The 11961-nt window shown below is 66.8% G+C and carries 10 protein-coding genes; 9 read left to right on the forward strand and 1 reads right to left on the reverse strand.

The features are described from left to right. Window positions 1–3: 3 nt before the first annotated feature. Window positions 4–1263 (reverse strand): serine hydroxymethyltransferase, encoded by a 1260-nt coding sequence (gene glyA / locus F466_RS0110155; protein ID WP_018138457.1) that lies wholly within the window; start codon window positions 1261–1263, stop codon window positions 4–6. A gap of 569 nt (window positions 1264–1832) precedes the next feature. Here glyA and F466_RS0110160 point away from each other — a divergent pair. The 9 genes from F466_RS0110160 to F466_RS0110200 all read left to right on the forward strand — a co-directional run bounded on the left by F466_RS0110160 (window position 1833) and on the right by F466_RS0110200 (window position 11944). Beyond that, entirely contained in the window at window positions 1833–2507 is a 675-nt protein-coding gene (locus F466_RS0110160) for a PEP-CTERM sorting domain-containing protein (protein WP_018138456.1), read from the forward strand. Window positions 2508–2838: 331 nt separating this feature from the next. Then, a complete protein-coding gene (locus F466_RS0110165; protein ID WP_018994060.1) occupies window positions 2839–3471 on the forward strand; it encodes a PEP-CTERM sorting domain-containing protein in 633 nt (210 codons plus the stop codon). 235 nt (window positions 3472–3706) lie between these two features. Further along, window positions 3707–4708 carry a TAXI family TRAP transporter solute-binding subunit gene (locus F466_RS0110170; protein WP_018994061.1) on the forward strand — a complete coding sequence of 334 codons (1002 nt, stop codon included), beginning with the start codon at window positions 3707–3709 and terminating at the stop codon, window positions 4706–4708. Next, the gene (locus tag F466_RS0110175; RefSeq protein ID WP_018994062.1) at window positions 4705–7497 is read left to right on the forward strand and encodes a TRAP transporter permease; all 2793 of its coding nucleotides are present in this window, start codon (window positions 4705–4707) and stop codon (window positions 7495–7497) included. The genes F466_RS0110170 and F466_RS0110175 overlap by 4 nt, the downstream gene beginning before the upstream one ends. Before the next feature lie 27 nt (window positions 7498–7524). After that, window positions 7525–7929, forward strand: a complete 405-nt coding sequence (locus F466_RS0110180) for a DUF302 domain-containing protein (RefSeq protein ID WP_012983258.1) — start codon at window positions 7525–7527, stop codon at window positions 7927–7929. 12 nt (window positions 7930–7941) lie between these two features. Next, window positions 7942–9054 (forward strand): glycolate oxidase subunit GlcE, encoded by a 1113-nt coding sequence (gene glcE, locus F466_RS0110185; RefSeq protein ID WP_018994063.1) that lies wholly within the window; start codon window positions 7942–7944, stop codon window positions 9052–9054. Between the two features lie 3 nt (window positions 9055–9057). Continuing rightward, complete coding sequence (gene glcF, locus F466_RS0110190) at window positions 9058–10323, forward strand: glycolate oxidase subunit GlcF (protein WP_018994064.1); 1266 nt, start codon at window positions 9058–9060, stop codon at window positions 10321–10323. Window positions 10324–10387: 64 nt separating this feature from the next. Next, a complete protein-coding gene (locus F466_RS0110195; protein ID WP_018175470.1) occupies window positions 10388–11569 on the forward strand; it encodes an alanine--glyoxylate aminotransferase family protein in 1182 nt (393 codons plus the stop codon). 45 nt (window positions 11570–11614) lie between these two features. Further along, window positions 11615–11944 (forward strand): hypothetical protein, encoded by a 330-nt coding sequence (locus F466_RS0110200; RefSeq protein ID WP_018138448.1) that lies wholly within the window; start codon window positions 11615–11617, stop codon window positions 11942–11944. The last annotated feature ends 17 nt before the right edge of the window (window positions 11945–11961 follow it).

Genomic DNA, 11961 nt, shown 5'->3' on the forward strand with positions numbered 1-11961 from the left:
GCGTTATTCGGGGGCGCCGTAGACCGGGAAGCGGCGGCAGATCTCGACGACCTTGTCGCGGGTCGCGTCGATCACCTGCTCGTTCTCGTGGTCGTCCAGCACGTCGGCGATCCAGCCGGCCAGCTCGCGCGACTCCGCTTCGGTGAAGCCACGCGTGGTCAGAGCGGCGGTGCCGATGCGGATGCCGGAGGTCACGAATGGGGATTCCGGATCGTTGGGCACGGCGTTCTTGTTGACCGTGATGTTGGCGCGACCCAGCGCGGCGTCCGCGGCCTTGCCGGTCATGCCCTTGGACACCAGGCTCAGCAGGAACAGGTGATTGTCGGTCCCGCCGGAGACGATGTCGTAGCCACGCTCGACCAGGACCTCGGCCATCGCGCGGGCGTTGGCGATCACCTGCTTCTGATAGGTCTTGAATTCCGGCTCCAGGGCCTCCTTGAAGGCCACCGCCTTGCCGGCGATCACGTGCATCAGCGGGCCGCCCTGGGTACCCGGGAAGATCAGCGACTGGAACTTCTTGTTCAGCTCCGGCTGGCCCTTGGTGATGATGAAGCCGCCACGCGGCCCGCGCAGGGACTTGTGCGTGGTGGAAGTGACCACGTGGGCGTGGTCGATCGGGTTCGGGTATTCGCCGGCGGCGATCAGGCCGGAGACGTGGGCCATGTCCACCATCAGGTAGGCGCCCACGGAATCGGCGATCTCGCGGAAGCGCTTCCAGTCGACCACGCGCGAGTAGGCGGAGAAGCCGGCGACGATCATCTTCGGCTGGTGCTCGGTGGCCAGGCGCTGGACCTCGTCGTAGTCGATCAGACCCTCGTCGGTGATGCCGTACTGCACCGCGTTGTAGATCTTGCCGGAGAAGTTCGGCTTGGCGCCGTGGGTCAGGTGACCGCCGGCGTCCAGGCTCATGCCCAGCACGGTGTCATGCGGCTGCAGCAGGGCCATGTACACGGCCGCGTTGGCCTGCGAGCCGGAATGCGGCTGCACGTTCGCGTAGTCGGCGCCGTAGAGCTGCTTGAGGCGATCGATCGCGAGCTGCTCGACGATATCCACATACTCGCAGCCACCGTAGTAGCGCTTGCCCGGATAGCCCTCGGCGTACTTGTTGGTCAGCACGGAGCCCTGGGCCTCCATCACGCGCGGGCTGGTGTAGTTCTCGGAGGCGATCAGCTCGATATGCTCTTCCTGGCGCTGCGCCTCCTTGCTGATGGCGCCCCAGAGTTCGTCGTCGTAGCCGTGGATACTCATGTCGATCGAAAACATTCGGATCTCCCGTTTCATTACTTTCGTGGATTCGGTTTCCCGGCGCGCCGACTCACCGGCGCAGGCCTGGGAAGGGGGAAACAAAGACGCGTAATGATAGGGGATGCGGGGCTTTTTTTCAGGTGGCCGCCACGCCATGGCCAGACCACCGTCCAGGTAGCGCACAACGCAAGAATCCAAAGCCTTCCGTATTTTCAGCTACATACGGCCTATTGCGCGCTGCCGGGCAAGCTCGACAGGGTAGCCATGGCCTCCGGCGCGCACGGCCTGGTGTCCCGTTTCTTTACACCCAATCCTGGCCGGGTAAACCCCTCTCGCGGCACTGAGAATGTACCCGCCGGGCGCCACTCACCCGAACGGCGTAGTCGTCGGTGTCACACTTTTTTACGCCCATCCAGTCCCGCTGCCATCCGGCAAAAGGCGCATCCTCCTATCGGTCTGTTTTTTCGAATGAATTAGCGCGCATATGGGAATGGCACCGTTTCTGCATAGCCCTGAGTGCACAAGGACCGGATGGGCCGGATCCGCGCAAGCCACCCAGGGGGCTATTCCCAGGGAAGGTGCATCGAATGAACCCCAAACGTACTACACCCTATTTCGCGAGTGCCGCCCTGTTGCTGGGCCTGGGCCTTTCCGGCGCCGCACAGGCTTCGTTGATCAGCTGCGCCAGCCTGGATGGCGGCGTTGAAAACCGCGTCACCGCCAACATCGGCTGCCAGATCCTCGAACCCCTGGATGGGCATGCAAACGACCCTGTGGGAGGCGACCCCTCCAACTGGATCGTCAACACGGCCGGTGGCACGGGCTTTTTCGGCATCAGTGACTGGCAGTTCGATGGCCGCTGGGAAGATCCGCCGAACAGCAACGGCGATCCGCTGGAGTTTGATCCGGCCGATCCGACCCTCAACCTGGTCACGCTGGACGGAACCTCCCAGGGCGGGACCTGGACACTGGATCCGAGCTTTGTCTACGGCGACCTGCTGTTCCTGTTCAAGGATGGCCGCGGCACCAATCTGACCGGGTTCCTGATGACTGGCTATAACGGCAGCTACCTCTCGCCATTCATTGACCCGCCGTTTGACTTCCCGGGTGCAAGCCCCAAAGACATCTCCCACGTGAGCATCTACTACCGTCCGAACGGGCAGGTACCGGAGCCCCACACACTGTTGCTACTGGGTCTGGGTCTGGGCTTGCTGGGTATCGCCGTCCGCCGCAAAGCACGCAGGGACACGATGGCGGCCTGATCACGTCCTGCTCGACTTGGCATGATGGCGCCCATGTGGCGCCATCATTTCGTTCATGCCTCCTGATCCACAGTGATTCGCTCGCCTCGACCGAACATGTCCGGTTCTTTTACATCTCGGCCGTAACCCACGACCGCCTCTCCACATCAAATCTCACAAGCGATTGTTTCATCGCCCGAATCCCCCATCTCGTCGAACATGGCACGAAGCGTGCTGCATTCCCGCCTTGTGAGTGATGGCACTTTCAGGCGATCCGCGCCCCAGCCGCATTCATGAGAAACCATGGAGGGACTTTCGTCCCATGGAGGTAAGCTCGATGTCATGCAAGCCATTGCTCTCGTTCCTGGCCGGAACGGTGTTCCTGTTGACCCTGTCGCTCTCCGGGGCCACCCAGGCCGCACTGCTCGATTGCACTGCCCTGTCCGGCAACGTCGGTGACAAGGTCACCAACAATCTCGGCTGTCAGATTTTGTCGCCACTGGATGGCGCAGCCACCGACTCCACCACCGGCGATCCCTCCAGCTGGCTTGTGAATACCGCGGGCGACACCGGATTCTTCGGAATCAGCGACTGGCTATTCGACGGCCGCTGGACCTCCCCCGGGTCGAACAGCTCGACCCTCGCCAGCTTTGATGGCAATCGCCACAGCGGGCAATGGAACCTCGATTCCGAATGGGACTATGGAGACCTGCTGTTCGTGTTCAGTCATGGCAGCGGCACCAACCTGGTCGGCTTCCTGATGACCGGGATCAATGGCGATTACAGCTCGCCCTTCACCCAACCGCCCTTCAGCTATCCGGGTGTGGCCACACGCAACATCTCGCATATCAGCGTCTATTACCGTTCGGGCGCGGTCGGCACCGTCCCCGAACCGAAGACGATGCTGCTGATGGGACTGGGGCTCGGCCTGCTCGGGCTGATGCTTCGCCGGAACCGACGTCAGGGGCCCCGTTTGCCGATCTAGCCGAGCGCACCGCGGCCCGTCGCCGCGCCATCAAGGGCACGCCTGTCGGGCGTGTCCTTTACCCTGATTGAAGAGGGGCCTGCACAGGAGCGCGGATGACCGAAGGCGAGGCGATCCCCATCGCCCCCGGCCCGCAGGCACAGTCGACCTGAACGCGAACGTGCTATTTGATCGGCGTCTCCCTAGAATCCTCGGCACTGCCGCGATTCGTTCCCGGCATGACCCCGGAGGGCGTATGAATCGATCCAGTGTGCCGAGGGCCGACCGGCGATGGCTGCAACGCCTGCTGCCAGTGCTCACCCTGGTCAGCCTGCTACTGGCCACCAACGCGCAGGCCGAATCGCGCTTCATCAATATCGGCACAGGCGGGGTCACCGGCGTGTATTACCCGGCGGGCCAGCACCTGTGCCGCCTGTTCAACACCCGTCGCGACGAGCACGGGATGCGCTGCACAGCGGAGAGCACCGGCGGCTCGGTCTTCAATCTCAACATGATCCGCTCGGGCGACATGGACTTCGGCGTCGCGCAGTCGGACCTGCAGTACCACGCCTATCGGGGCTCCGGGCGTTTCGAGGAATTCGGGCCCGCTCCCCATCTCCGGGCGGCGTTCAGCCTGCATGCCGAACCCCTCACCCTGGTGGTGCGCCCCGACGCAGACATCGAGGGGCTGGATGACCTGCCCGGCAAGCGCGTCAACATCGGCAACCCAGGCTCGGGCCAGCGCATCCTGATGGAAGAACTAATGGGGGCGCTGGGCTGGGACCAGGACACCTTTCGCCGGGTGAGTGAGCTGCCCTCGCGCGAGCAGGCCCAGGCGCTTTGCGACAACCGCATCGACGCCTTTGTATTTTCCGTCGGCCACCCCTCGGCCGCGATTCAGGAACCCATCGCGACCTGCAACGCCCGACTGGTGTCGATCGAGGGTTCAACCGTCGACCAACTGGTCGAGGACACCCCTTATTACCTGCGCGCGCTGATCCCCGCCGGCACCTACCCGGGCCAGGACGACGACATCCATACCTACGGTGTCGGCGCCACGCTGGTGACCTCGACCCGCACCTCGGAACGCGCGGTCTACGAGATCACCCGCGCGGTGTTCGAGAACTTCGAGACCTTTCGCGGCCTGCATCCGGCCTTTGGCCCGCTGGAGCGCGAGACGATGGTGGACGAAGGACTGTCGGCCCCCCTGCATCCGGGGGCCCAACGCTATTTCCGTGAAGCGGGGCTGATCGAATGAGCGATACCAGGGGGACCACCGGGGGGGGCACGGAACCGGCCGACAACGCGGCCGAGACTGCTCAGGAGCTGGAATCCGGCGCACGTCATCCGGGGCGCGGCACGCGCAGCCTGATCTGGCTGACGGCGGTGGCCTGGTCGCTGTTCCAGATCTGGATCGCCTCGCCCCTGGGCGACTGGCTGGATTTCTTTGTCGTCTCGGACACCGAGGCGCGCTCGATCCATCTGGCCTTTGCAGTCTTCCTGGCCTATCTGCTGTTTCCCGCGATCCGGCCGGGCACACGCCACGTGTCCTGGCCACGCGCCATTGGCGTGACCTATGCCCTGGGCGGGCTGGTCCTGATGGTGTTCGGGATCTGGCAATTGCTGGGCCTGGAGCGCCTGGCCGAGGTCTACGTGATCATCGGGCTGACCCTTCTGGTGGTCGCATTGCCGCTGCTGCGCGGCCATGACCCCATCCACCACATACCGCTGACCGACTGGATGTTCGCTGCAATCGCGGCCTTCAGTGCGCTGTATCTGTACCTGTTCCACGCCGAGCTGGCCGACCGTCCCGGGGCGCCCTCGGACGTCGACCTGATCGTCGCCGGGATCGGCCTGATCCTGCTGCTGGAGGCCACCCGGCGGGTACTGGGCCCGGCGCTGACGATCATTGCCGCGATCTTTTTGTTCTACACATTCGCCGGCCCGATCATGCCGGACATCATTGCCCATCGCGGCGCCAGCTATCCGCGCGCGATGGCCCAGCAGTGGCTGTCCAACGAAGGCGTGTTCGGGATCGCGCTTGGCGTCTCGACCAGCTTCGTGTTCCTGTTCGTGCTGTTCGGCGCGCTACTGGAACGGGCCGGCGCCGGCGACTACTTCATTCGCGTGGCGTTCTCGCTGCTGGGGCACATGCGCGGTGGCCCGGCCAAGGCGGCGGTGATGGCGTCCGGGATGACCGGCGTGGTCTCGGGCTCGTCCATCGCCAATGTCGTCACCACCGGGACCTTCACCGTGCCCCTGATGAAGCGGGTCGGCTTCAGCCCGCACAAGGCCGGGGCCGTGGAGGTCGCCAGCTCGGTGAACGGGCAGCTGATGCCGCCGGTGATGGGTGCGGCCGCGTTCCTGATGGTCGAGTACGTCGGGATTCCCTATGTCGAGGTCCTCAAGCACGCGATCCTGCCGGCCCTGATCGCCTATATCGCGCTGATCTACATCGTGCACCTGGAGGCCTGCAAGAGCGGCATGGAGGGCCTCAAGCGCGCCACCGTCACCACCTGGCGCGGCCGCCTGATCAGCTTCGGGATTACCGTCTCCAGCCTGATCATCCTCGCCGCCGCGGTGTACTGGGGGCTTGGCTGGATCAAGGATCTGGCCGGCGACGCCGCCGCCTGGATCATCGCCGCTTTGCTGTTTACCGCCTATATGGTGCTGCTGTGGATTGCCGCCCACGAGCCGGAGGCGGAGCCGCTGGATACCGAGCGTCCCCTGCCGCGCGTGCTGCCCACAGTGCTGGGCGGCCTGCACTACGTGCTGCCGCTGGTGGTGCTCGTCTGGGCCCTGGTCGTGGAGCGCCTGTCGCCGGGGCTTTCCGCCTTCTGGGCCGTGGCGTTCATGATCTTCATCGTGCTGACCCAGCGGCCGCTGGTGGCGCTGTTCCGGCGCCAGGGCCGGCTCGCCCAGGCGACCTGGGTCGGGGTGTGGGAGCTGTTCCAGGGCTTCGAGACCGGCGCGCGCAACATGATCGGCATCGGGGTGGCGACCGCGGCGGCCGGGATCATCGTCGGCACCGTCGCGATGACCGGGGTCGGACTGGTGCTGACCGACCTGGTCGACACCCTGTCCGGCGGCAACCTGCTGATGGTGCTTTTGCTGACCGCGCTGATCAGCCTGGTGCTGGGCCTGGGGCTGCCGACCACCGCGAACTACATCGTGGTCGCGACCCTGATGGCCCCGGTGATCGTGGAGCTGGGGGCGCAGAACGACATCCTGATACCGCTGATCGCCGCACACCTGTTCGTGTTCTATTTCGGCATCATGGCGGACGTGACACCGCCCGTGGGGCTGGCCTCGTTCGCCGGGGCGGCCGTCGCCAAGGCGGACCCGATCCGCACCGGCATACAGGCCTTCGCCTACAGCCTGCGCACCATCGCGCTGCCGTTCTTCTTCATCTTCAACAGCCAGCTGCTGCTGATCGGCGTGGATAACGTGTTCCAGCTGCTGCTGGTCTTCCTCGGCTCGCTGGCGGGCATCCTCCTGTTCACTGCGGCGACCCAGGGCTGGTTCCTGGCCCGCAGCCGGCGCTGGGAATCGGCACTGCTGCTGGTCAGTGCGTTCGTGCTGCTGGCCCCGACCGTACTGATGGACCGCGTGGCGGAGCCCTACGAGCGTGTGCCGGCCGAACAGCTGTTCGAGGTCGTGGAGACCGTCCCGGATCGCGAATCGCTGCGGGTCGAGGCCACCGGCATCGACCTGGAGGGCCGCGAGATCACCCGCACCGTGATGTTCCCGCTGGGCGACCCGGGCCTGGAGCCGCGCGAGCGCCTGTCCGATGCCGGACTCGATGTCACCTTCGATACGGACACGGAAAAAGCGCGCATTCAGACGGTTGCTTTTGGCAGCCCGGCCGGCCGGGTAGGCTTGGAAGGTGGCTGGACGATCACCAGCGTGCTCGTGGATACGGACCGCCCGAGCCCCTACTGGTGGTACCTCCCGGGCATGCTGCCGGCGCTGCTGGTGGCCTGGAACCAGCGCCGTCGCGAACCGCCCGCCGGGCCGACCGCGACGGCACCGGCGCTCAGCGCCTGACGACCCACGCGACAGGAAGACGGCACCATGGAACAACCCAAGTACGGCTTTAACGTGATTCTGAGCGTCCCGATGGATACGGCCATCGAGCGCACGACAGCGGCCCTCGGCGAGGAGGGCTTCGGCATCCTCAGCGAGATCGATGTAGCCGCCGCCTTCAAGAAGAAGCTGGATCTCGATCATCGCCCCTATCGCATCCTCGGCGCCTGCAACCCGCATCTCGCGCGTCATGCCATCGAGGCCGATCCCAACATCGGGCTGCTACTACCCTGCAACGTCCTGGTGCAGGACAACCAGGACGGGACCTGCACCGTCGGCTTCATGGACCCGGTAGCGGTGATGGCCCTGGTGGACAAACCGGGCGTCGAGGCCCTTGCCAGCGATGTCCGGGAACGCCTCGAACGGGTCCGCCAGGCACTGGAAGCCGGCTGAGCCTCCCGCCCGGTGAGAGATACCAAGGACCATGCCGCGCCGCTCGCGGAGGCGATTCGCGAGGCCAGCGTTGCGGGGACCCGAATCGCCGTGCGCGGCGGGCGCCAGCATGGTGATCAGAGCTTCCCCGACGGCCTCCCCTCCGGTGTACTCCAGCTGGAGACCCGCGAGCACCGGGGTATCGTGACCCTGGAGCCGAGCGAGCTGGTCGTCACCGTGCGCAGCGGAACGCCCGTGGTCACCCTGGACCAGGCGCTGGCCGAGGTCGGCATGATGCTCCCCTTCGAGCCCGCGCTGGGTACTCCCGAAGCCACCGTCGGCGGCATGGTCGCGCTGGGGATGTCGGGACCGCGTCGCCCGTGGGCCGCCGCGCTACGCGATGCGGTGCTGGGCACCCGGATTGTGAACGGACGTGGCGAGACCCTGCAGTTCGGCGGCCAGGTAATGAAGAACGTCGCCGGCTTCGATGTCTCCCGTCTGATGTGCGGCAGCCAGGGCGGTCTCGGGCTGATCCTGGAGACCAGCTTCAAGCTGCTGCCAAGACCGCCCTGCGAGCGCTACCTGCAACGCGAGGATGATGCGGAGTCGTTCGTCGCGCGCTGCAGCGCCTGGGGGCGCACCGGGTGGCCGTTCTCGGGGATCGCCTGGCACGACGGCGTCACCCATATTCGGCTCGGTGGCGGCGAGGAGGCGGTCGACGAGGCCACCCAGCGCATCGACGCCGAACCGGGCGACCCGGCCCGGGGCTTCTGTGACGCGCTGAGGGACCGCAGCCTGCCCCTGTTCACGGACGAGCTGGCCGCCGAGGCCCGGCTGTGGCGGATCAGCCTGCCGCCGGCGACGGAACCGCTCGCGCTTTCCGGCGAATGGCTGATGAACTGGGGTGGCGCGGAGCGCTGGCTGCGCACGACGGAGCACGCTGAGACCGTGCGCCGCGTCGTGACCGACGCCGGCGGGCACGCCCGCCTGTGGCTCGGCGACGCCCCGGGCGTGCCCCGCCTGCACCCGCGCGGGGAGGCACTGGAGGCCCTGGAAGGCCGCCTGCGCGAGTCCCTGGACCCGGATGGCGTCTTCTTCGCCCCCCTGCTGCCGAACCCGCGCTCCCGCCGGCCGCGCACGACCTGAGCCATGGAGACCCGGCTGCACAAACGCTTCGCCGATGACCCGGCCGCGCGCATCGCGGAGGATGCGCTGCGCGCCTGCGTGCACTGCGGCTTCTGCAACGCGACCTGCCCGACCTACCAGGAGCTGGGCGACGAGGTCGACGGCCCGCGCGGCCGCATCTACCAGATCAAGGAAATCCTCGAATCCGGCGAGGCCAACCCGACCGCGCGCACCCACCTGGATCGCTGCCTGACCTGTCTCAACTGCATGACCACCTGCCCCTCCGGCGTGGATTACAACCACCTGGTCGCCTATGGCCGGGAGGTGATCGAGCACGACCTCGACCGAAACTGGCGTGACCGGGGCCTGCGCAGCCTGCTGGCCCGCGCCCTGCCCGCACGCTGGCCGTTCCGAATGGCCCTGGGGCTGGGGCGCCTGGTCCGCCCCGTCCTGCCGGCGACCCTGCGCCGTCGAGTACCCGCGCGACAGGAAGCCCACGAAACGACACAACCGACCCCTTCGCCAACCCTGGAAGGTTTCCCCCACGGGCGCATCCTGCTGCTGGCTGGCTGCGTACATGACGCGATTGACGCACGCACCAACGCCTCGCTGAAGAACCTGCTGGGGCGCCTCGGCATCGACGTCGTGGAAGTCGCTGAAACGCGTTGCTGCGGCGCGGTCGAACATCACCTGGCGTTCGAGGAGCGCGCCCGGCAACGGGTGCGCGCCAACCTCGACGCCTGGAAAGGCGTACTCGACCAGGGCGTGGACGCGGTGGTCAGCACCGCCAGCGGCTGCGGTGTGATGCTGCGCGACTACGGCCACCTGCTGGCCGGCGACCCCGACTACGCGGAACGCGCACGCACCGTTGCCGAGCGCGTACGCGATCCGGTGGAACTGTTCACCCCCGCTGCCGTACAGAAGCTGGGCATCCGCGCGCCGCAAGGCCACGACCCGATCGCCTGGCACGCCCCCTGCACCCTGCAGCATGGCCAGCGCCTGGCCGGGCGCGTAGAGCCGCTGCTGCAGACGGCCGGCTTCGAACTGGTACCCACAGCGGAGCCACACCTGTGCTGCGGTTCGGCGGGGACCTATTCGATCACCCAGCCGGCGATGGCCGCCCGGCTGCGTACCCGCAAGCTGGACAACCTGGAGGCCGCCACGCCCGCGCGCATCGTGACGGCCAACGTCGGTTGCCAGACGCATCTCCAGTCCGGGACCGACACCCCGGTCGAGCACTGGCTGACGCTGCTCGAACGCCATTGCCCGGCAACTCCCGCCGGTGCGTAGGGGCGCTTGCCCGGACCGGTACGGCACACTAGATTCCCCCTTTTCCAATCCGGTAGACGCATCCATGCAGGCAAAATCCTTCCTCCCCCCGCAGCGCACCCTGATGGGCCCCGGCCCCTCCGACGTGAATCCGCGCGTGCTGAGCGCGATGAGCCGCCCGATCATCGGTCACCTGGATCCGGTGTTCGTCGGCATGATGGAGGAGATGAAAGGCCTGCTGCAGTACGCGTTCCAGACCGAGAACGCGCTGACCCTGCCGGTCTCCGCTCCCGGCTCTGCCGGCATGGAGACCTGCTTTGCCAACCTGGTGGAGCCGGGCGACAAGGTGATCGTCTGCATCAACGGCGTGTTCGGCACGCGCATGAAGGAGAACGTCGAGCGCTGCGGCGGCACGGCGGTGGTGGTCGAGGATGACTGGGGCGCCCCGGTCTCCCCGGGCAAGGTCGAGGACGCACTGAAGGGCAACCCGGACGCGAAGATCCTCGCCTTCGTGCATGCCGAGACCTCCACCGGCGCCTGCTCCGACGTCGAGACCCTGTGCCGGATGGCCCGCGAACACGACTGCCTGACCATCGTGGACGCGGTCACCAGCCTGGGCGGCAGCCCGCTGAAGGTCGACGACTGGGGCGTGGATGCGATCTACTCCGGCTCGCAGAAATGCCTGTCCTGCACCCCGGGTCTTTCGCCGGTCAGCTTCAGCCAGCGTGCGGTGGAGCGTATCCAGGCGCGCAGCCACAAGGTGCAGAGCTGGTTCCTCGACCTGAACCTGGTGATGGGCTACTGGGGCGGCGGCGGCAAGCGCGCCTACCACCACACCGCACCGATCAACGCCCTGTATGCGCTGCACGAGTCGCTGGTCATCCTCGCCGAGGAAGGCCTGGAGAACAGCTGGACCCGCCACGCCCGCCACCACGCAGCCCTGCGCGCGGGCCTCGAGGCGATGGGCCTGACGTTCCTGGTCGACGAGGCCCACCGACTGCCGCAACTCAACGCCGTACACGTCCCCGAAGGCGTGGACGAGGCTGCCGTGCGTGCGGAGCTGCTGGAGCGCTACAACCTCGAGATCGGCGCCGGGCTCGGCCCCTATGCCGGCAAGGTCTGGCGCATCGGCCTGATGGGTCATGGCGCCAACGAACGCAACGTCTCGCTGTGCCTGTCCGCGCTGGAGGCGGTGCTGGCCGACATGGGCGCGGTGAAGCCGGGCCAGGCCCTGGCCGCCGCCCGCGCGAGCTACAAGCAAGCGTAGCGCTGGACCACCCGAGCCAATAACGAAACCTGCGGGAGACGCAACATGACGCTATCCGAACTGCTGCAGTACCTGGACGAAAATATGGACGGGGTCTTCCTGGACGGCGACCCAGCCGCCACGCTGGACAAGGCACGCGAAGGCTCGCACCGCAACCCAATCGCCGCCGAGGTGCTGGTGGCGTTGATGGACGGTGCCGGCGCCGATCGTCCGGATGCCACCCTGGAGCGCGCCGAGGCGGTCAAGGCCATCGGCCCGGTACGCCTGAAATACATGGCCGACGACGCCCCGGTCGAGGGCTTCCGCCTGGTCGAAAAGACCATCGTCACCATCGACGCCGCCTACAACGACGAGGCCCTCTCCTCACGCGGCTGACCCCCGTCCCCCGCCGC

The sequence above is a fragment of the Thioalkalivibrio sp. ALgr1 genome (assembly GCF_000378285.1).
Classification (GTDB): domain Bacteria; phylum Pseudomonadota; class Gammaproteobacteria; order Ectothiorhodospirales; family Ectothiorhodospiraceae; genus Thioalkalivibrio.